The 22454-nt window shown below is 51.4% G+C and carries 17 protein-coding genes; 15 read left to right on the top strand and 2 right to left on the bottom strand.

The features are described 5' to 3' along the window. Positions 1-87: 87 nt before the first annotated feature. The 4 genes from DP091_RS00750 (at position 88) to DP091_RS00765 (ending at position 3931) form a co-directional block, all read left to right on the top strand. Positions 88-1158: a Gfo/Idh/MocA family protein gene (locus DP091_RS00750; protein WP_113056622.1), complete on the top strand. Its 1071-nt coding sequence runs from the start codon at positions 88-90 to the stop codon at positions 1156-1158. Positions 1159-1161: 3 nt separating this feature from the next. After that, positions 1162-2001, top strand: coding sequence for a sugar phosphate isomerase/epimerase family protein (locus tag DP091_RS00755; RefSeq protein ID WP_113056623.1), 840 nt, complete (start codon positions 1162-1164; stop codon positions 1999-2001). 158 nt (positions 2002-2159) lie between these two features. Further along, positions 2160-2852: a response regulator transcription factor gene (locus DP091_RS00760; RefSeq protein WP_113056624.1), complete on the top strand. Its 693-nt coding sequence runs from the start codon at positions 2160-2162 to the stop codon at positions 2850-2852. After that, positions 2849-3931 carry a sensor histidine kinase gene (locus DP091_RS00765; protein WP_113056625.1) on the top strand — a complete coding sequence of 361 codons (1083 nt, stop codon included), beginning with the start codon at positions 2849-2851 and terminating at the stop codon, positions 3929-3931. The genes DP091_RS00760 and DP091_RS00765 overlap by 4 nt, the downstream gene beginning before the upstream one ends. Positions 3932-3956: 25 nt before the next feature. Here DP091_RS00765 and DP091_RS00770 read toward each other — a convergent pair whose 3' ends face one another. Continuing rightward, positions 3957-5150: a glycoside hydrolase family 88 protein gene (locus tag DP091_RS00770; protein WP_113056626.1), complete on the bottom strand. Its 1194-nt coding sequence runs from the start codon at positions 5148-5150 to the stop codon at positions 3957-3959. Between the two features lie 261 nt (positions 5151-5411). On the opposite strand from DP091_RS00770, the gene DP091_RS00775 reads away from it, so the two are divergent. The 9 genes from DP091_RS00775 to DP091_RS00815 all read left to right on the top strand — a co-directional run bounded on the left by DP091_RS00775 (position 5412) and on the right by DP091_RS00815 (position 17575). Then, entirely contained in the window at positions 5412-5594 is a 183-nt protein-coding gene (locus tag DP091_RS00775) for a tautomerase family protein (RefSeq protein WP_113056627.1), read from the top strand. Positions 5595-5600: 6 nt separating this feature from the next. Next, a complete protein-coding gene (locus DP091_RS00780) occupies positions 5601-6563 on the top strand; it encodes an ABC transporter permease (protein WP_113056628.1) in 963 nt (320 codons plus the stop codon). 18 nt (positions 6564-6581) lie between these two features. After that, complete coding sequence (locus DP091_RS00785) at positions 6582-7454, top strand: carbohydrate ABC transporter permease (protein WP_113056629.1); 873 nt, start codon at positions 6582-6584, stop codon at positions 7452-7454. Between the two features lie 125 nt (positions 7455-7579). Beyond that, a complete protein-coding gene (locus DP091_RS00790; RefSeq protein ID WP_113056630.1) occupies positions 7580-9157 on the top strand; it encodes an extracellular solute-binding protein in 1578 nt (525 codons plus the stop codon). A 110-nt stretch (positions 9158-9267) separates the two neighbouring features. Then, positions 9268-10317 (top strand): response regulator transcription factor, encoded by a 1050-nt coding sequence (locus DP091_RS00795; RefSeq protein ID WP_113056631.1) that lies wholly within the window; start codon positions 9268-9270, stop codon positions 10315-10317. Next, positions 10314-12185, top strand: coding sequence for a cache domain-containing sensor histidine kinase (locus tag DP091_RS00800; RefSeq protein WP_113056632.1), 1872 nt, complete (start codon positions 10314-10316; stop codon positions 12183-12185). The genes DP091_RS00795 and DP091_RS00800 overlap by 4 nt, the downstream gene beginning before the upstream one ends. A gap of 17 nt (positions 12186-12202) precedes the next feature. Then, positions 12203-12970: an SDR family NAD(P)-dependent oxidoreductase gene (locus tag DP091_RS00805; RefSeq protein ID WP_113056633.1), complete on the top strand. Its 768-nt coding sequence runs from the start codon at positions 12203-12205 to the stop codon at positions 12968-12970. 8 nt (positions 12971-12978) lie between these two features. Beyond that, positions 12979-15222, top strand: coding sequence for a heparinase II/III domain-containing protein (locus DP091_RS00810; protein WP_113056634.1), 2244 nt, complete (start codon positions 12979-12981; stop codon positions 15220-15222). Then, the gene (locus DP091_RS00815; protein WP_113056635.1) at positions 15206-17575 is read left to right on the top strand and encodes a DUF4962 domain-containing protein; all 2370 of its coding nucleotides are present in this window, start codon (positions 15206-15208) and stop codon (positions 17573-17575) included. Before DP091_RS00810 ends, DP091_RS00815 begins: the two co-directional genes overlap by 17 nt. Positions 17576-17744: 169 nt before the next feature. On the opposite strand, the gene DP091_RS00820 is transcribed toward DP091_RS00815, so the two are convergent. Then, positions 17745-18632: an AraC family transcriptional regulator gene (locus DP091_RS00820; RefSeq protein ID WP_113056636.1), complete on the bottom strand. Its 888-nt coding sequence runs from the start codon at positions 18630-18632 to the stop codon at positions 17745-17747. A 191-nt stretch (positions 18633-18823) separates the two neighbouring features. Here DP091_RS00820 and DP091_RS00825 point away from each other — a divergent pair, with 191 nt between their 5' ends. Beyond that, positions 18824-19873, top strand: a complete 1050-nt coding sequence (locus DP091_RS00825) for a Gfo/Idh/MocA family protein (RefSeq protein ID WP_113056637.1) — start codon at positions 18824-18826, stop codon at positions 19871-19873. A 232-nt stretch (positions 19874-20105) separates the two neighbouring features. Further along, complete coding sequence (locus DP091_RS00830) at positions 20106-22358, top strand: helix-turn-helix domain-containing protein (RefSeq protein WP_258394354.1); 2253 nt, start codon at positions 20106-20108, stop codon at positions 22356-22358. Positions 22359-22454 lie beyond the last annotated feature (96 nt).

Genomic DNA, 22454 nt, shown 5'->3' on the forward strand with positions numbered 1-22454 from the left:
ACATCCTCTAAACGCGGTCTGTCTTCTGAGAAAGTACGTCGATAGACGTTTTTCTTATAATCATCCATTACAGGAGGTGCTGATTTGATGATGGATAAGATGGAATTAAATATCGGGGTTCTTGGCTGTGGCCCCATATCGCAGTACGGACATTTCGAGGCTTGCCGGAGAGCGCGCAATGCCAGGCTATACGCGATATGCGATGTCGCGGAGGATTTGCTGAGCCGCATGGCCGAAATCCACCGGCCAGCCAAGATCTACAGCGATTATGATAAAATGCTCGCCGATCCCGATGTGGAGGCTGTTATCATTGGCATCGCGGATCAATTTCATGTGGAAGCTGCCCTTAAAGCCATTGCAGCAGGCAAGCATGTCCTAGTGGAAAAGCCTCTGGGCGTCAGCGTCGAAGAGTGTGAGGAATTGCAGCAGAAGGCCGGGGCTACCGGATGCATCGTCCAAATCGGAAATATGAAGCGCTTTGACCCCGGCATCGCGTATGCCAAGCAGTTTATTGATCAAGAAATGGGTGAGATGCTGGCGCTGAAAGCATGGTACTGCGACTCAACCTACCGATATACGGTCACCGACAACGTGCAGCCGATGGTGCAGCATAGTCCGAATGCTTTAAAGCCGGAAGGCAATCCGAAGCTGGATAAGCTGCGTTACTTCATGCTGACGCATGGCAGTCATCTGGTGGATACGGCTCGTTTTTTAGGCGGAGAGATGGAAAGCGTTACGGCGTGGAACACGCAGAAGTTCGGAGCGTACAACTGGTTTGTCACGGTGCAGTATGCCTCGGGCGCTGTAGGACATCTGGATCTTACGGTTGCCGTGCGGATGGACTGGCACGAGGGCTTTCAGATCTACGGCGAACACGGAAGCGTTATTGGCAAGACCTATAATCCTTGGCTTTTTAAATCCAGCGACGTAGAGGTCTTCTCGGCACGGGATGGTTGTTATCATCGACCGCTCGGGGAAGATGCCCATTTCTTCAAGCTGCAGGTTGAAGGCTTTGCGGATACGGTTTTGAATCAGGTTGCCATGAGAGGGGCCAATCTGGAGGATGGAGTGGCTGCCATGCGTGCCATGGCGGCGATTGCACGATCGGTGGAGAGCGGGGATACGGTGAGGCTGGCTGACGTAACGGGAGGTGTATGAAGCATGAGGCTGGGCATTTTCTCCAAGACTTTTGAGAGGCCAACACTGGAGGGGAATTTGGACGCAGTGAAAGCAACCGGGCTGAGTGTCATTCAATTCAATCTTTCCTGCGCGGGTCTCCCATCACTGCCGCACGAGATCGATCTGGAAACCGCGGTGTATATAAGAGAAGAATGTGAGAAACGGCATCTACATATAGCCGCAGTATCCGGGACCTTCAATATGATTCACCCGGACCGTCAGAGATTGCGGGATGACATCCGACGATTTCGCCACTTGGCAGCCATGTGCCATTCGATGGGAACGTCGGTCATTACCCTGTGTACCGGCACAAGGGATAAGGACAATATGTGGAGGGCACATCCGGACAACAATTCACCAGAAGCATGGGATGACCTGCTTACGTCCATGCGTGAATTAGTGAATATCGCTGCCGAGTACGAGCTGGAGCTGGCTGTCGAACCTGAGCCCGCCAATGTGATCAGCGATGCGGTCAAAGCCAGAAGGCTGCTGGATACGATGGATTCTCCCCGGTTAAAAATAGTTCTGGACGCAGCGAATTTGTTTCACCCGAACGAAGGGATGCCTTTAACAGAGGTAATTGAACAAGCGCTGTTGCTGCTCAGTGAACATGTCATTATAGCCCATGCCAAAGATTATTCGACTATGGAAGGATTACAGTATAGGGCAGCCGGAACCGGTGAACTGGACTACGAAGCATACATGAAGCTCCTGCACGCTTCCCATTTCAGTGGACCGCTGATTCTTCATGGCCTGCATGAACGTGAAGTGCCGCAAAGCATCTCTTATTTGAAGTCCCGGATCGAAGCGGCCAAGTTATGACGAGCTTCAGACCTATAGACAACAGCTGCACCTATGAATGTCATGGGCTAGGGGTTTCTTGGTTCATCCTCATCGAATCTTCACAAGTTTCAGTTACAATGGAGTCTTATGTTAAAGTTGACTTGTATTGATGAAGGATACTATAAGGAGAAACCGGAATGAAGACCATATTAATCGTGGATGATGAACCGAATATTCGAGAAGTTCTTGTATCCTACCTGAACAAAGAACATTATCTGACGCTGGAAGCGGCCAACGGTGCCGAAGCGTTCGATTTCCTGCGAGAGCAATCCGTGGATCTTGTTATATTGGACCTCATGCTCCCGGATATGGATGGCGAGCGGATATGCCAGGAGATTCGAACGTTCAGCCCGGTACCCATTATCATGTTAACGGCAAAGGTGGCCCAGAGCAGCCGGATTGGCGGGTTTGCCATCGGAGCCGATGATTATATCGTGAAGCCGTTCGACCCTCGGGAAGTTGTAGCAAGAGTCAAGGCCGTTCTGAGAAGAGGAGATGACAGCAAGCTCCTGGCGGACGTAATTGTGTATCACCAAGGCGCGCTGGCCATTCATTCGATGAAACACGAAGTTACCTGCCATGGACAGGTTGTAAACTTGACGCCAAGCGAATACAAATTGCTGCTTCTGTTGGCCAAGTACCCCCAGCGCAATTTCTCGCGCGAAGAACTGGTTGATCGCGTGTTAGGCTATGACTTTATCGGCGACATCCGAATTATTGATCAGCATATCAAGAATCTGAGGCAAAAGATTGAATCCGACCCTAGGCAGCCCCAATATATCATCACCGTTTACGGATTCGGATACCGCTTTGGAGGTGATAGGGCTTGAAGCATCGGCTGGACCTGAGGCTTGCCGCTATCATCATCAGTATCACGGCAGGGATATTGATCGTGTTTACCGTAATCAATATTGTGACCAACCATTATCATATCGCCATGTTCCAGCAGCAATCATCCGTGCATGATGGAATGGCTGAGCTGAATTATCATTTGGAGCAGGCGCAGATGCAATCCATCATATTGACATGTCTCCTATCGATTGCCATTGCTTCCGTGATCGGCATATACGTTGCGAAGAGAATATCGGCTCCCCTCGTCCAGATGAAACGAGCGGCTGAGATGATGACGCGGGGGAATTGGGACATCCGTGTGACTACCAAAGGGTACGATGAAATCGCGGGACTTGGTTCTTCGCTGAACGAGCTGGCTGTACAGTTACAGAAGCAGGAGCTGCTGCGCAGGAATATGACCCAAGATATCGCACATGAATTGCGAACGCCGTTAACCACATTAAAGAGTCACACCCGTGCACTTGAGGATGGGATCTGGGAGCCGACCGCAGATCGGTTTCAAACGTGTCTTGAAGAGATTGATCGATTGATTCAGCTTGTAACGGAGCTCGAGGATCTGCATGACATGGAATCGCCCGAGTTTCAACTATCCCGAACCAAGCAGGATCTTGGCTATATTATGGAGAGGGCCATCACCTTGGCGACTGCAATGTATCATGAAAAAAGGGTGGACCTGCAATATGTCGGCGGTTCGCCGATACTAGCCGAGGTGGATGCCGACCGAATGCTCCAGGTTCTGATCAACATGTTAAGCAATGCCTTGCACTACACGCCAGCTGGAGGAACGGTGCAAGCCGAGCTCGTGGACGAAGGGGCACAAGCCCTGATTCGAATACAGGATTCAGGTCAGGGGATCGCTTCCTCCGATCTGCCGTATATTTTCGAAAGGCTGTATCGGGGCGATAAATCAAGGAATCGGTCAAGTGGCGGGAGCGGTATGGGGCTTGCCATCGTCAAGCAGCTGGTATCTGCACATGGCGGTCAGGTATGGGCTGAGAGCGGAGGGAAGCATGCGGGAGGCAGCTGCTTCTATATCCGGATACCTAAAGAAGAGTAGATGGATTGACACGCAAAAAACCGGATCAGAAGATCCGGTTTTTCCATCCCATTAACTTGGCAGCGGTCTCAACATAATAGTAATCTCCATAGATCAGCGAAACGTTTATATTTTGTCCGGCAGGCAGATGTCCCGTGGCTTCCTTCAGTATGCCTTCATAAGCGGGGTCATTCCATTCGGCGTAATGGGCCGTCAAGGAGTTGATGATACGTAAGGCACATTCATGGTACAGAGCTCTTTCGGTTATAGGCACCAGGTCCGCGAGTTCAAGCAGACCGGAAGCGGCGCAGGATGCTGCTGACGTATCCCGGGGCTCGGTAGTCTTCGGGGATGCTTCCGTCTCTTCATGAGCGGATCGTTCCATCTCCTTGCGCTCCGCACGAAAATCCCAGCGGGGTATGGAATCCTCCTCAAGAGAAGCAATGAGGAAATGAGCAACCCGCTTGGCGGCTTCAAGGTACTGAATATCGCGGGTATAGCGATAGGTGTTAGCCATGCCATGCAATGCCCAGGCCGCTCCCCGGCTCCAAGCAGATTCCGGACCATAGCCTTGTCCTCCCAACGCTTCGATAAATTCTCCCGTTAACGGATCAAATCGGCAGATGTGCCGAACGGAGCCGTCCGGTCTTATGAAAAACTCGGCAACCGTATTCGCTTGGGCTCTGGCGATATGAGCGAATCTCGGGTCACCGCTCTCCTCGGAAGCCCAGAATAGGAGGGAGAGGTTCATGGTGGAGTCGATAATGGACCAGCCTTCATTCCCATGGTTCCATGAAGTGGGTTTCACCTGATTCCAAGCACGTATGAATTTCCCGACCGGGTTATACCTCCCTGCCAGCAGGGTAGCGGCCAACAATCCTCTCCGCCTGGCATCCGCATCGCCGGTCAGCTTATATTTGATGACGGCAGTCGGCAGAAATTGAAAGCCGACATCGTGATGGAAATTACTGTCCCCGATCAGCGCCTGTTCAAGCCGAATATCCCATTCCCATGCCCACTCCTTATACTGCGGCTGCTTGGTCATATCATACATGATCCATAGCATCCCCGGCCAAAAACCGGAGGTCCACCAATCGATCCGGGTGGAATCATAGATCCCGTTTGTTGTCGCATGGGGAACTTTGCCTAGGAGCTGACTCGTCATACGCGTTACTTTCTTTTCGAGTTTCCCCCATAACGGCGCATAGGTCGTTACCTCTTCCTTCACTTGTCCGTTCATCGCTAACCTCCCATACCTGATGTCATCGTTTGGCTAATTATCGCAACTGCTTTGATCCATTGTTCCATAGAATGCTGCCAAATTCTACACATACCGCTTAAGAACTATTGAAATAACAAGTCCAACTTAAAAAAACACAAGCCCTTTGAAGCACCTAAAAAAAACACAAGGGAACCGATCTTCTTCCATTGCTGCCCGGCCCGCGAAACTTATAGGATAAGGATATTCATCACATCATCATTCCTAAGGAGGCGAAAGCCGTTGCCGCAAATTACGATCAAAATGTATGAAGGACGCACGGATGAGCAGAAGAACGAAATAGTTAATGTTTTTACCAGGGAGCTGTCCCGGATCATTGATCGTGAGCCTGAATTTATCAGCATTCAGTTTGATGAAATTCCGATTGATGACAACGCACCGGCCCATTTGAGAAACAAGAGGTGATGACAGATGGCCGAGTCAAGCAAAGCAGCGGTAAACCCGAATCTGGAGGGAAAGCTCGATAAACGGAGAAGATTACTCGGCTTCATGTGGAAATACAGGGCACTGTACTTCATATCGCTGCCGGGACTGCTGTTCTTCGGATTATTCAAATATGTTCCGTTAATGGGCTCCGTGATCGCATTTCAGAACTATAATCTGTTTGCGGGCGTGACGGGAAGTCCCTGGGTGGGCCTGGAGCACTTTCAACGCATGTTCCAGCACTATGATTTTTTGAAAATTCTGCGTAATACGCTTCTGCTGGGTGCATATGACATTCTGTTTGCTTTTACGGCCCCCATTGTTCTGGCTTTATTGATCAATGAGGTTCGTCAGGTCGTTTACAAGAAAATAGTCCAGACGATATTCTATGCGCCGCATTTTCTGTCATGGGTCATTGTAAGCGGTATCTTTGTGGGTATCCTGTCCCCGTCATCGGGGATCGTGAACGTGATACTCGGTTGGTTCGGCATAGAGCCGATCTATTTCCTTGGCGAAGATTCCTACATTCGAACGGTATTGGTGGGCTCCGGATTATGGAGAGATGTCGGATGGGGAACCATCATCTATCTGGCGGCGCTCGCAGGCATAAATCCCGACCTCTACGAAGCCTCCGAAATCGACGGAGCGGGGAGATGGCGCCAGACCCTCAGCATTACCCTGCCTGCGCTGCTTCCCGTGATAACGATCCTGTTCCTGCTCAAGATCGGGGATTTCATGGATTACGGGTTTGAACGCGTATTCGTGTTTCAGAATCCGCTCAACATTCAGTCCAGCGAAATTTTGGACACGTACATTTACAAAGCCGGCTTGCAGCAGCTTCAGTACAGTTATGCCACCGCCATCGGGGTATTCAAGTCCGTTGTCGGCTTGTTCCTGATTTCCATTGCAAACACCATCAGCAAGAAAGCGACCGGCGAGTCGCTGTATTAGAGGGGAGTGACCACCAACGTGAAATATGACAGTGCAGGCAGAAAAATGTTTCTTGTATTGAACTATATCATCCTTACCTTTCTTGCACTCACCATGCTGCTCCCTTTTCTTAATGTCATTGCCCAGTCGTTCAGCAGCCCGGGCGCGATCGATCGCGGAGAAGTGATGTTCTGGCCGGTGGAATTCACCTTTGCATACTACAAGCATGTATTCAACGATGTTTCCATCTGGAGGGCATTCGGGATCAGCGTCTATATTACAATATTCGGAACCTTCATCAATCTGGCAGCAACGGCTTCGCTGGCGTACCCACTCTCCAGACCCGAATACGTTGGCAGAAAAACCATCATGATTATCATCCTGTTGACCATGATCTTTACGGCTCCACTCATCCCGCAATTCATTCTGATGCGCGAGCTGAATCTCGTCAACACGCTGTGGTCTTTGATGCTGCCATCGGCGATCAGCGCATTCAATCTGTTTGTGCTTCGAACCTTCTTCACCCAAATTCCGAGCGAGTTGATCGATTCGTCCCGAATTGACGGGTGCAGCGAGGTCCGTACGCTATGGAGCATCGTGCTTCCGTTATCCAAACCGGCGCTGGCGACAGTAGGGATATTCTACTCCGTAACCAATTGGAACAAATACATGGACGCCCTCTACTATATCAATGATCGGACCAAGTATCCGCTCCAGGTCAAATTGAGGGAGCTTCTGGTGAACGAGGGCCTGACCGATACGGGCAACATGGCATTCGAAGCAAGCTCCCAGTCCGTTCAAGGCATTCAGATGGCGGTTATTCTGGTAGCCACGCTGCCCATCATTCTCTTGTATCCGTTTCTGCAGCGCTTCTTCATTCATGGGATGATGATCGGGTCGATCAAAGAGTAATCCTAAAAAAACGACAAACTGAGCCAAAGACATTCCTTGTTCCCGCCCAGACGGCTCTCTATACTGATATTAAGTTTGAAAGCGCTATTATAAGCGACTATATTAGCTTGAAAAGAGGGGTATTCATGAGAAAAAGCTGGACACGTGCGCTTACGTCAGGTCTCGTACTGGCCATGCTCGTTGGCTGTTCGGGTAACAATGGCGGAGACGGAGGAGCCAATGCGGGCGGCGACGGCCAAGGCGGGAATGAAGCGGGGGCCACGAAATTTTCCATTTCGATGCGGACGCTTAACGTATCCTACGTTGAGAAAAATCCGGATATCAACAAGGATAAGTACGTGCTGGAGCTAGAGAAAATGACGAATACGGACCTGGATATCCGCCTGATACCACATAACGAATATCAGGATAAAATGGTGCAAATGTTCGCGACGAACGACATACCGGATGTGGTGCAGGGCACTGGCGGAATCAGTGGTCCCGAGCTGGCGGGTGCCGTGGAGAACGGAGTCTTTCTCCCGCTGAACGACCTCCTGGAGGAGCATGGGCAGGACCTGCTCAAGTTTATCCCCGAGGAAGCCTGGAAGCGGATGACGGATTCCAAGACGGGCAATATCTACGGAATTCCCGAAATTTTGTCCAATCCGTCCAGACGGGCCACATGGATTCGGACCGACCTGCTGGAGAAGGTAGGCAAGGAGATCCCGACAACGGTGGAAGAGACGATGGATGTTCTGCGAGCGTTCAAAGAAGCCGGGGTGGAGCAGCCTTATGCCGGACGTCAGAATTTCAAATATGCGGATACCTTCTTCGGGGCCTATGACGTGCTGGGTTACCTGAACCAATTCAAGGTGTTCCCGGACGGGAAGGTAAAGCCAACCTTCTTCGATGAAGAAAATATGAAGCAAGCGATTCAGATCTATAAGACGATGCATGAGGAAGGATTGATCAGCAAGGAATTCGCGACCATTGAAAGCGCGGACTTCAAATCCATCGTCACGAGCGGCAAAGCGGGGATGTGGTCCATGAACGCGAATGAGCTTCCAATCTGGGGCACCCAGCTGAAGGAGAATGTGCCGGACGCGAAAGTAGCGCTGATTCCTTCGCCTGTAGGACCTGACGGTAAGGGGGGATATGCCCATTACAATCCGGTAACGCGTTCCTTCTTCATCAACGCGAAGGCGAAGGATAAGGCCGAGGATATCGTGAAGTTCTTCAACTGGATGGTCAGTGAAGATGCGGAATTGTTCTTCAGCTTCGGCATTGAGGGCGAGGATTATCAGGTAACCGACGGCAAGCCGGTCTTCGAGGTTCCAACAGACACGGCAGGTGCGGATAAGATGCGTTATTTGAACTACTGGCTGTGGCTGATCCAGGATACGACCTACAACAAACGCGTATCCGAATTGTCCGATTCCGGCAAAGAACTGATTGATGCTTTTGATAACATGCTTACGAAAGAAGGCCGCCGCGGCATTGAATTTGATCCGCGTCTGGAGGCGATGGTGAAATATCCGGAGCTGAATCCGAAATCGGATGAACTGCCGCCGCTGATTCTGGAGCATGTGCTCCGCATGGTATATGGCAGGGAGCCTATCGATAACTACGGCAAGGTGCTCGAGGAATATCTGTCTAAAGGCGGCAGCGAGATTATTGAGGAAGCTACGAAACGATATAACGAAAAAGAAAACGCTTTCGAATAAGCGGAGCATGTTTTAGTATAGTGTTGAAGAATGACTCCTCTGCTTGCCTAAGCAGAGGAGTATCTTGCTAAAGCTAAACTACTCTCGCTGCCTTGAAAGGGGAATGGGTGATGTACCGCATTCTGGTCGTTGATGATGAACCTATGATAAGGATGGGCTTGGCGAAACTGATCACGCAGACGGATCCGGCCATGATTCAAGCGGCAACGGCCGGCAACGGCATGGAAGCATTGGAAGCGATCCAGACGATACGACCGGACTTCATTTTTACGGATATCAAAATGCCCAAGATGGACGGCCTGGAGCTAAGCAAGCAGCTCTATGAAACATACGGCGATATCACGGTCGTTGTCATCTCCGGTTACGGCGATTTCGAATACGCCCAGAAATGCATGTCGTATGGAGTTAAGGAGTATCTGCTCAAGCCCGTGACCAAATCGGTGGTACATAACACCATGAATAAATTGATGGCGGATCGGAAGTCCATGCAGGAGAAGCAGCGGATCTATTTCCCGCTCTCCAAGCTGGAGGATTGGCTGGAGCAGCTCGAGCTCGCCGTATGGCATTTACAAATGAACGATATCCAGAACAAGCTGCAAGAAATCGAGGATTACTGCAATGAGCGCAGGCTAGAATCGATTCAGCTTCAGGAACTGCTGGATGAACTGTATGCGAAACTGATCAAGCTGTTAAACGGCCGGGATGTGTATTCGTTCGAGCGTATGACAGGCATCTCGGGGCCTGCGCCCGGAGGGAACCATCATTATTTCGAGAGATTTCGTCAAGCCGTGGATCAGACGGTGAAGCTCATACGCGACAAGCGAAAAGGAAATGCCAAGGAGCCTGTAGAAGAAGCGAAAGCCTATATCGAGCGCAACTTGTCCCGCGATCTCTCACTGGATGAGGTTGCCGATATGCTCGGACTCAACCCGTCGTATTTCAGCCAGCTGTTTAAACAGATGACGGACGAGACCTTTGTCCATTATCGAATTAAGAAACGAATGGAGAAGGCAAAGAAGCTCCTTGCCATTCCGCATTATAAAATAACGGATATTTCGTTCGAAGTGGGGTATGCGGATCATCCCCATTTTACCAAAACCTTTAAGAAGGTTACCGGCTATACTCCTTCCGAATATCGGGAGATGCTGGGGATCGAATGATGCGCAAGAGCCTGTCCCGTCAAATCTTCCTGTACTTCTTCATTGTCGTAATGTTCTCGCTTACCACGGTCGGCGTATTCTTCTATATGAAATCATCCGAAGCGATTGACGAGCAGGTCGAGAAGTATATGACCACCGTCATCACGAACGCCGCAAGGCAAACGGATAATCAGCTGAAGATGTTTGAGCGGATCAGCAATACGATTTTGCTCCAGGATTCGGTGAAGCGATTTTTGGATATGGACCCGAGCGACAGCTATGAGCATTACCGGTTCAGCAATCTCATCCGAAAGGATGTCTTTCAGAAAATCTTCATTCAATACCCTACCCAGACCCACATGATGTACATTCTTGGGTTTCATGGCCGGTCGATTTTTGATCAGAATCAGAATTTCTCCGCCATGTCGATCGATCCGTCAGACCGTCTTCGTGAACTGAGGGAGAAGACGCCGGGGAACGGGGAGTTCGTTATTCTGAAGACCAGCCTGCTGGAGCAGGATCGGGACAACGTTATTACGGTTGCCCGCAAAATCCGGGGAATGAATTCGTACGACGTGAAAGGCGTGCTTGCGGTTGAGTTCAATGAAGATCAGCTGTCGGGTTTATGGAACGGCGTTGATCTCGGGGAGCAGGGCTTCTTCTTCATCCTGGATCGCGAAGGTGAAGTCGTCTATGCCCCTGAGCATGTGGATATGGACGGAATTACTTCGACCGACCTGCCGGAGCGTATTATCGCCAAAGGCGATCATCGCTTCATTGAACCGGTGTTAGGCGAGAAAGCGATGATCATCTCGCGCCAGTCCGAGTATTCGGGCTGGAGCCTCGTCATTATGATGCCGCTGGATGAGCTTCGGGCACCGATTTCGGGGATTCGATCCACTACGATTATCGTAGGCTTCGTCACGCTGATCATTGCGCTCATTCTCGCCTATCGATTCGGCAAATCGATCGTGAATCCGATCCGCAATCTGAAGAACGGCATGAGGCAGACGGAGAAGGGGAACTGGACGCATATCACCGACGTGAAACCGCGGGAGGACGAGATCGGGGGATTGATCCACAGCTACAATCTCATGGTCAGCCGTTTGTCCGATATGATCGAGCAGGTTTATGACACGGAGCTCCACAATCAAAAAACGCAGCTGGAGCTGCAGGACATCCAACTGGAGCGCCAGCGGGCCGAGTTCCAGGCGCTCCAATTACAGATCAATCCGCATTTTCTGTACAATACGCTGGAAACGATCAATTGTTATGCGATCGTTCAGGATTCCGACGAGATCTCGGACATGGTGGAGGCGATGGCTTTCATGCTTCGATACTCCATCCAGACAAACCTGGAGGAGATTACCATTGCCAACGAGCTCAATCATGTACGGCATTACATGATGATATTGAAACATCGCATCGGGCGCGATTTCGAGATCGAGGTGGCGACGCCGCCCGAACTCCTATTGGAGAAGATGGTCAGGCTCTCCTTGCAGCCGATTGTCGAGAATGTATTTCAGCATGCTTTTCCGGACGGGATCGAAGTTTGGCATTACATTCGGATTGACACGAGAATAGAACAGGATAACTTGCTGGTTATTGTAGAGGACAACGGCGCAGGCATAGCGGACCATAAGCTTCTTAAACTGCGCAAGAGGCTCGAGGAAAACCGCCTGGTCGACGATGATGACGGAATGCATGTCCGCCGCAAGGGCGGAATCGGCATCGTCAATGTCCATCGGCGAATTCAGATGGTTTACGGCGAAGAGTACGGAATTACAGTTCATAGTTCGCCGGATCAAGGCACAAAAATCATCATGACGATGCCGCGAATGGCAAGAGTGCGTGAACAACAGAGCAGACTGAAACAGCTGCAAACCTAAATCAGGAGGGATTTAACATGCATATTAACTTATCGGGTAACATCGCTTTAGTCACAGGTTCGAGTGGAGGGATCGGTCGTGCGGTAGCATTAAGGCTGGCAAGAAGCGGAGCCAAGGTTGCGCTGAACTATCTGAACAGCAAGGAAGCCGCCGAAGAAGCCGTGGCGGAGATTCGAAGTTTTGGCGGCGAGGCGTATGCATTTCGTGCAGACGTTACGTATGTGGAGCAGGCAGAGGCACTTGTAGCTGATGTAGAGAAGGCATTTGGCGGACCGGTTACGATTCTGGTTAATAATGCAGGGCATTTGGTCGAGCGTCTGGCGAATGCGGAAATGACCGAGGAGCTCTACAACAAGATTATGGATGTGAATATGAAAAGCGCGGTATTCGTGAGCAAAGCCGTCATTCCGGGTATGAAAGCCGCAGGTCAAGGTCGTATTGTCAATATGACCTCCGTAGCGGCACATAACGGCGGCGGTCCCGGCGCAAGCATTTATGCAGCCAGCAAAGCTGCCGTCCTGAGCTTTACCAAGGGATTGGCGAAGGAGCTCGCTGCAAGCGGCATTAGCGTGAATGCCGTATCGCCGGGCTTTATCGGACAGACGGCGTTTCACGCCACCTTTACCCCGGATGACGCGCGAAAAGCAACGATCAAGGGCATTCCGCTGGGGCGGGAGGGCACCCCGGACGATGTCGCCGGCTCCGTTCTGTTCCTCGTCTCGGAGCTGTCCTCGTATCTAACGGGGGAGACGATCGAAATTAACGGCGGCATGTTCATGCGATGAGGGATTGGATGAAGGTCAAATCGAAGTTGATATTCTATCCGTGGAGCGAACGTACAGTCGAGATCCTGAAGGCCGAGCTTGATCAGGTCATCGACCGGAAGCTGGATGTTCCTGTCGAGCCCGGCGGCTGGTGGCACCAATACGTGTGTCCCGAACATCATACGGAACTGATGTTTGATCCGTTGGAAGCCGACTGCAGCTCCTATCGTTGTCCCTATGGCTGCGAAGTGGAGGGTGAACCGTACAGGGGGGCTTGGCTGGTATTCAAGCATCAGGCTATGGCCCGATACGTTCTGCAGTCTGCAGCCGTCTATACCGGAACAGGTGAGCAGGCCTACGCCGATCTTGGAAAAAAGCTGATCGTCCGCTATGCTGAGCAGTTTCCGCTATACCCGGTGCATCCCGATGCCCAGCCCTGGATGCTGAAAGGGCGCGCATTCCATCAGGCTTTAACCGAAGCCATTTGGGCAACGACATTGCTTCGAGGCTATCTGCTTTTGGAGGATGCGCAAGTGTCGTTTCACGAGGCTGAACGCCGGAAGATTGATCAATTCCTGCATATGCTCGAGAGCAGCATGACGGAGTATCATCATATGTTGACCCAGGTGCGCGGAAATCCCGAGAACAACTATACCGCCTGGCTGATTGCCGCGCTGTTCAGTATCTATGCGGTACAAGGCGAAGCGGAGAAGCTGCGGCAGCTGGTTGTCAAGGAAGGCGGCCTGCGGCATCATCTCAGCATTGCCATCAGGCCGGATCAGCTTGAATTTGAAGGCAGCGTGTATTACCACGTATTCGTACTCCGTGCTTACCTGATTGCGGCGGAAATGGGGAGCCGGGTTGGTGAAGAGCTTTTTTCCCTGAGGGGAGCGCAAGGTCAATCCATGCAGGGAATGCTGGCGGTACTGGTTCAATTATCAGGCCAAAACGGCTCACTGCCTGCACTTCACGACGGTCCTTATCGCAGAGCTCCCTATGCGCGAGAAATCGCCGAGATTGTGGAAATCGGCTTATCCGTCTATGGGGATAAGAGCTATCGACGATTGTTAGACCATGTATATCGTGAATTGAATGGAGAAGCCGGCCGGATCGGCATGCTGGAAGCTCTGTTGTACGGTACGGGCCATTGGGATGGGAGATACGGAATGGCTGCTTCTGAGGTGAAGGATTCTCATAATAAGAGAACGGGAGGAGTATGGGAAGTAGGGGATGTCATTGAAGTCCGAGTGACACGAGAAGTCCAAGGAGCAGGCGATGCAGAATATGCAAACCAAGCAGGTAACGAAATTGAAGGCAATGAAGCAAGGGACAGCGAAGGCAGAAACCAGAATGACTTGCCCGATCTGTCCGCTTCTTCCGTCTTTCTTCCTCACAGCGGATTTGCCCTGTTGAAGTCGAATCATTCGAATGGGCTTCAGGCGTTGGTCGATTTTGGTCCTCATGGTGGGTCACATGGTCACTTCGATAAACTGAATTTAATGATTCATGTCGGGAACCAGCCACTATCGCCAGACCGTGGTACCGTACCGTACGGTTCAATCCTGAAGAAGGAATGGTATCCCCATACAGCCTGCCACAACACCGTCTCGGTTGGGCGACGTTCCCAGAATCCGACCGAAGGGAAATGCATTCGGTATGAATCCGGTTCGAATTTTACTTATCTCTGGGTGCGGTCCGATCAGGCTTATGAACAGGGCGTCCTGGACCGGCACCTGATATTGACGGATGACTGGCTTCTGGATTGGTTCGAAGTGGAAATGGAAGAACCGGCAGCTGTGGATTGGTGGTTTCATTATGTTGGCCAAGGAGAGCTTAGCGGGCTTCCAAATGCAGATCAGGGCCATGTTGTAACGGATCTAGGAAACGAAGATGGATACGCATATGTAAATGAAAGCTGCACGCACGTCTTGTCCCAGGATGGATTGCAATTCAATCTCCACATTGCCAATGCATCAGGGCCGCTGGCGGTAACTTCATTTATCGCCTTTGAGGGGATGGGATGCACACAGGTGGAGTCACCTGGGCTTGCTGACAATCCCAGCCGCCTTATGGAAGGAATCCGGCTACACCGATTAGATTCGAAAGCCCGCTTCATCGCCGTATACCGTACCGGTACTGAGCCGCTGACATTGGAATGGAACCGGTCGGAGAACGGGGACTGGCTTAGCCTGTCCGATGGCAGGACCGCGAGAAGCTTCATGATGACCAACAACGGGTTGAAGGAGAGGGTACTCGATGAAAACCTTGTTTGAACCGAAAAGCGGATGGTTGTCCGTGCCATATCAACCGGACGAAGGGAGTAAGCTGCTCGAGAATCCTCCCCGTTTCACCTGGATGCCGGGACAGCTGGAGAACGACCGTTATCTGCTGCAGATTTCGACCTCACCCTCGTATGAAACGGAAGCGACAACGACAATCGCGCCGATTCCCTATAACTTCTACACTCCGGATCACACTCTGGAGGCATGTACTTATTATTGGCGCTATGCCTTACTGACCGGGGAACAAGGGGAGGATGCGACGGATGCTGCCCTTAACCGTTCTTCATGGAGCCAATCCCGAATGTTTCATGTTCCGGAGGGCCTCCCTGAGACTCCCCTGCCTGACCGTGGGGAGCGCTATGAACGCACGCATACCGGGCATCCGCGGTTATGGCTGGATGAGATGGGGGTGGCGGCGTTCCGTGAACATTTAAGTCAGGATGATGATTACTGCGGCTGGCGCGCTTTTTACGAGAAATCGGTCATTCCGTGGCTGGATAAGCCGTTAATTCCGGAACCGGAACGTTATCCCGGCAATAAGCGTGTCGCGAAGCTGTGGAGAAAAATGTACATGGATTGCCAAGAAACGCTGTATGCCATCCGGCACTTAAGCGTGGCAGGGGTCATTTTGCAGGATGATGCTTTGATAGCCAAAGCAAAGTCGTGGCTGCTTCACGCGGCCCGGTGGGACACGGAAGGTACAACGTCCAGAGATTACAACGATGAAGCGGCGTTTCGGATCGTTGGCGCACTCGCGTGGGGATACGACTGGCTCCACGATTTCCTCACCGCAGAGGAGATTGATCTCGTCAGGGGTGTTCTTCTGCGGCGAACGGAGCAGGTGGCTTTCCATGTGATGGAGCGCTCGAAAATCCATCATGTCCCCTATGACAGCCATGCTGTTCGTTCGTTGTCCTCCGTGCTTGTCCCAGCCTGCATTGCCATGCTTCATGAAGAGGCCGAGGCACAGACATGGCTGGATTACACGCTGGAATACTATGCCTGCCTCTATTCGCCATGGGGCGGAGAAGATGGAGGCTGGGCCGAGGGGCCGCTCTATTGGACAACCGGCATGGCGTTTGTGATTGATGCGCTTAATCTCATTCGCAGCTACGTATCGATTGATTTCTATAAACGGCCGTTCTTTGGGCGCACGGGCGATTTTCCGCTCTACTGCAGCAGCCCGGATACGATTCGAGCCAGCTTCGGAGACCAGTCCTATCTCGGCGAACCCGTTAGTCTGAAGACGGCTTTCAATATTCGCCAGTTTGCAGGCATTACAGGCAACGGATTATATCAGTGGTATTATGAACAAGTAGCCAAAGCGGATACGGACGCGGACACCAAGTTTTACAATTACGGCTGGTGGGATTTCCGATTTGACGATATGCTGTACCGGCATGATTACCCTCAAGTGGAGGCTGTTGCTCCTTCTGTTACCGTTCCGTTTTCTTCCTATAACGCTTCGGAAGCGAAGGAGGGGACCATCCAATCCGTCAAATGGTTCCGGGATATTGACTGGGTGGCGATGCATCACCGGATGGATGATCCGGATGAACATATCATGCTGCTGGCAAAGAGCAGCCGTTACGGCTCCATGAGCCACAGTCACGGTGACCAGAATGGATTCCTGCTGCACGCGTATGGCGAACCTCTCGCTATCGAGAGTGGATATTATATCGCGTTTGGAAGCACGATGCATATGAAATGGCGGAGGCAGACGCGTTCCACGAACAATATTCTCATCGATGGCCATGGGCAGTATGCGGGAAAAGACAAGGTGCTCTGCATCGAGGCTAGCGGGAAGGTCGAGCAAGTTGACGCGTCACCAGGGTACGGGTATACCCGTATGAACGCTACGCAGGCCTACCTGGAGAATGTCCCTTATCTTGAGCGGTATGTGCGCGAGATCTATTTTTTTGACGAATCATATTTTGTCATTGTGGATACGGTGGATCTCACCAAGCCAGCCAGCATCGAGTGGCTGTTTCATACCCTGAACCGGATGATGCTGTCGGGGCAGACGTTTCGAGTGTTGGGCAGCAAAGCGGAAATGGAAGGGCGATTCGTGTACAGTTCATCCGGCGGCTTGTCGCTGAATCAGCATAATCAGTTCACCGGTGTCGACCCCGAAGAAATCGATGGGCTGGATAACCAGTGGCATCTGCACGCTGAAACGAAATCTGCGGCAAGCCATCGCATTGCGACCCTACTGGTTCCCATGAAGGCGGGTGAGAGTAAATATGTCTCGTATTTCCTGGATGATCAGGACCATGGGGTTCATATCTATTTTACGAATGAAGACGGGAACACAAGAAAGGTCGAGGTTCCTAAGGCATATTAAGTATTCGAGGCGCTGATTCGATTTAGAATATAGACTCAACTTCAGCGAAAGCAGCTGGATGTTGAGTCTCTTTTTATGCATAATCACAATGCTCATGGATACGGCTACCGTTCACATGGAGATCTTGGCCGGGATATAGTTCGCTAAGGATTGATTCTGAAATCTGGGTCTATAACAGTCTAGCCTGGGAAGGTGTCATGCCCTTGTACTGTTTGTACAGCTTGGTAAAATAATTCGGGTTGCTGCAGCCGACGACGCCGGCAATCTCGGTGATGGTTAAAGTCCGTTCGCCAAGCAGCTTCTCCGCTTCATTCATTCGGGTCAGATTGACGTAATCCACGAATGTGCGCCCTGTTAAACGTTTGAACATTTTGCAAAAATGAAACGGATTCAAACCGACCTCCGCCGCGGCGGCCTCAACCGACAATTTCTCGCCGATGTTGCTCTCGATGTGTTGAATGAGTGTTTTAAAACGGTCCCGATTCGCAAAATACGGCTCGGCTGTCTTCTCCGTGAACGGTGCGGGCATGAATGTGCGCGCCAGCAGAACGAACAGGGTGTACAGCTTGGACTTGGCTATAAGCTCATAGGCTGGACGACGCGTTACAAGCTCTTCAATGACTTCATCCAGCAGCGGATAGCAGTCTGCGCTAGCTGGGTGGCTCTCGGCAGGCTTGACGGGGAAACGGAGCCTGCCTTCCATATAGGGAGCGACATAACGCGCATGAATCGGATCATGAAGGAAATCGTTAAAGAGGGATGCATTCACCACGACACAATCAAATTGTACATCGCCATCTTCAAGAGCGTATCCCACGTGCAGACTGCCGCCGGGGATGATAATGACTTCTCCTGCCTTTACGTCATACGGAGTTGTATCAATATGGAAAACCGCGTGTCCTTGGCGCATGCTAATAATCTCAAAGTGCTCATGCCAGTGGAGATACAGGATACATTCTTTCATTTTGGCATGGGAGCAGAAGTTGTTAAATACCTGCACGGGATAGGCTTTGTAGTCAAGCCTCGTATTCTCATGAAGCTCTCTTGGATTGGACAAGCAAATTCACCTCGAACCGCAAGATTAGAGTGGTAATGCACAAGGTTGTATAGAGAAAATGTTGTATTTCGCCATTATAATGAAGTTGCTTCACTTACAATAAGCCAATATCGGAATGATGACAACGGGTTAGGAAAAAGATTTGCGAGCGGTTTACAACAATATGGCGTATTCAGGGGGAGTCAGAGGGCATGACCACGACATTTAAAGTTGTGATAGCAGGATGCGGCAGTATGGCGAATACATGGGCGGAATATGCAAAAGGGCGTGAGGACGTTGAAATCGTGGGCCTCGTGGATATCCAGGAGAAGTTTGCACAGGCATTTGCCGACCGGCATGGGCTTTTTTGTCCCATCTATACAAATATTACGGAGGCTCTTACTTCAAGCGAAGCGAATATCGTATTTGATGTGACCATTCCCGCCAGCCACTATGGGATTAGCACGGCAGCGCTTAAGCACGGGTGCCATGTATTCAGCGAAAAACCGTTAGCGGAATCGATGACGGAATGCCTGGATATCGTGAAGCTGGCCGAGTCTGTGGGCAGAACGCATGCCGTCATGCAAAACCGCCGATTTGATCCGCGAATTAGGGCGTTCAAGGATTTGATTGATAGCGGCGCGATTGGAAAACCCGGTTTCATAGGGGCGGATTTTTTTCTGGGCGCCCATTTCGGCGGGTTTCGGGACCTGATGGACAGTCCATTGCTGCTCGACATGGCCATCCATACCTTCGACCAGGCCCGAATGATCAGCGGAGCCGATCCGGTATCCGTGTACTGTCAGGAGTTTAACCCGCCGGGTTCCTGGTATGCCGGTAACGCGATGGCGATATGTATCTATGAAATGTCGGACGGCTCCGTGTTCAATTACCGCGGTTCCTGGTGTGCCGAAGGCGCTCAGACCTCCTGGGAGGCCGCGTGGCGCGTAACGGGCGAGAAAGGCACGGCAATCTGGGACGGTCATGATGAGATTTATGCGGAGTTCGTGGCGGAAGGGGATCAATCAGGAAATTTCATACGGAGGTATGAACGGACGGAGGGAACGCTGCCCGTCATGGAGAAGACCGGACATCACGGCTGCCTGGAACATATGTTTCAGGCCCTCGAAGCCGGCATCAAGCCGGAGACGGATTGCAGCGACAACGTCTACAGCATGGCGATGGTGCTGGCTGCCTTGGAGAGTGCCAAGACGGGAGCGAAAGTCTTGATATCGGAGTTCATGAAGGGAACAAGCAAGTAGTCTGGGCGGCAATTTTATATTTCTAGCTTTGGCTGGAGGATAGCTTGCACAGGAATGTATCGTCTAGGGAACAAAAACATATAGGGTACAAGGAGCCGCGGAAAATCGCGGCTTTTTGGTTTTGCGTTGCAGGAGTCCTTCCTTTAAAGACACCCCTCTTCCAGTGAGGGACAAAGCCGTGCTACAATAAAGGACAAGCATAAGTAAAACGCTTAACCTGGAAGAGAAAGGAATGACCTCTTTGCAGCAAAACTGGTATCGCAAGCTGCTTCTTTCCTATTTTCCCATTTTCCTAATCACCATTACCATTATCGTATTTCTTTCTTTCATTATGTTTAATGAGGCTTCACGCGAAGAAGCGGCCAAGGCGAACGGGATATCCACGAGATTTATTATGGAAGACCTCGACCGCTCCATCCATGCAATTGAGATGAACGTGCTGAACGAAGTGGAGACGAGTTCCCTATACTCAAGCTATCTGTTCAGTACCCCGTCATCCGACCAAAATTTGATGTACTCGCTGGTGAAACGACTTCGCGTTTTGCAAACGGACAGTGACATGATTGAATCGGTCTATTTATACCGTCATTCGGATCAGTCCGTGCTGACTACCAGCGGACAGAGCTCCCTCTCGTCGTTTCCGGACCGTTCATTTATCGAGCACGCCGTGAAGGAGCACGATTACCGGGGCTGGTCGGCCGTACGCTCCATGACGGGTCTCGGGGAGAACGAACCGAAGCAGGTCATCTCCATGTACAAAAATTTGCCGCTCCCCTTCGGAAGCCAGGGGCTGCTGGTGATAAACGTCAGCATGTACCGGTTGGAGCAGATGATCAATCCGATGATAAATGACAGCGTTTCCTTTTTGAACATTCTGGATTCCAGCGGGGAGCTGATCTTCGAAGCATCCCAGACCGGAGAGGATAACCGGGCCAAAGAAGGCAAGGTGCTGACAACGCTGCAATCGGAACAGCTGGGTTGGACTTTTGAAAGCGGTCTCCGTGCGGGCCAGCTCTATGCCTGGGTGTCGGTCGTATCCTATATCTGGGTCGTCATCGGCTTTGTGACCGTGGTGCTTGCCGTTATTTACATCGTTTATATTAGCAGGCGGAATTATCAGCCGATCAAAGCCATGATGAACCGAATAGAATCCATTCAGCTGAACATGCCGCAGGTGGCCAAGGATGAATTATCCGTGATCGACAGCGCGCTTGAAAGCCTGATCAACAGGTCCATGGACTATGACAAAAAGCAGGACGAGAATCTCCAGCTTCAGCGCAGTCAGCTGTTTATGGACCTGATCGGCGGGCAAAAGCACGAGGAGGAGCTGCAATCGCGGATGAGCGAGCTGACCCCGGTGGCCCTGCCGGAACAACCGGTTGGCTACGTTATGATGCTCGGTGAAATCAATGATTACAGCGGCTTTCAGGATGTACATACCGCTCGGGACCAGAATGTGTTGAAGTTTGCCTTGATGAACGTGTTCCAGGAGCTTTCACGCAATGCCGGCTTCAGCAGCTGGCTTGAATGGATCTCCGGCAGCCGCGTCGGTATTCTGATCGCGCTGCCGGAGGTAAAAGACGAGACTCGTCCGGCCCTGATCCATACCGCTGAGGAATGCCGCGGCTGGGTTGAGGAAAAGCTTCGCCTGCCTATGAGCTTCGGGCTGGGCAGTACGGTCACCGGACTTCATGAGATCGGGGCATCGTACCGCTCCGCCTCGGAGGCGCTTGGCCATAGACTGGTAATGGGGAATCATGGCGTCCTGATTGGCGATGAGCTGTCCAAGGAGGATTTAAGTCACCTGCTTCCTTATCTGACGGAAATTTCGGAGCTGGTCAAGGACTTTCGCTTAAATAACGATGGCTGGAGAACCCGTCTGCAGGATATGTTCGTTTCGTTCAAGGAGGAGCGGCTGAAGGACGATATCATCCGTTCTCTGGTCAACAGCATGCTTCAGCTGCTGTCCCGGGAGGTTGGGGTGTTATCCGGCGAGCTGCGGAATCAGCTTTCGGAGAGCAAGGACCATATGCTGGCGGGAGCAGCGACCCTGGAGGAGTTGCAGAGCAGGATCAGCGATCAGTTAACGGAAACTTACCGTACTTACGTTGCGCTCAGCGAAACCAAAAGCTACCGGGCCATGATCAGCGAGATGAAGCACTATATCGAAGAGCATTTTGAAGATCCGGACTTGTCCCTGAAGCATCTTAGCGACCGTTTTCAGATCTCTGGCAAATACGCAAGCTATCTGTTTAAAATGGAATACGATATGAAGTTCGTTGATTTCCTGGTTCAGCTGCGGATGAAGCGGGCGGAGGAGCTGCTGGCGGAGACCGAGTTCTCCATACAGGAAATCGCTGAGAAAATCGGGTATGCAAACGCCATAACGTTCGGGCGGGTGTTCAAACGGACGGCCGGTGTGACGCCGGGAGATTACCGCAAGCTGAAGATGAAGCCGTCTCCTGGTATGGAGCCGGGATCATAAACGAGCTGCTTGGATTGCGAAAGCAGTTTATGACTATAGTTTATCAAGAAGCGGGTGCAGAAGTTTCCGATTGGGAGCAGCACCCGTTTCGTATTT

It is taken from the genome of Paenibacillus sp. MDMC362 (genome assembly GCF_003269305.1).
Lineage (GTDB): Bacteria > Bacillota > Bacilli > Paenibacillales > Paenibacillaceae > Paenibacillus_AQ.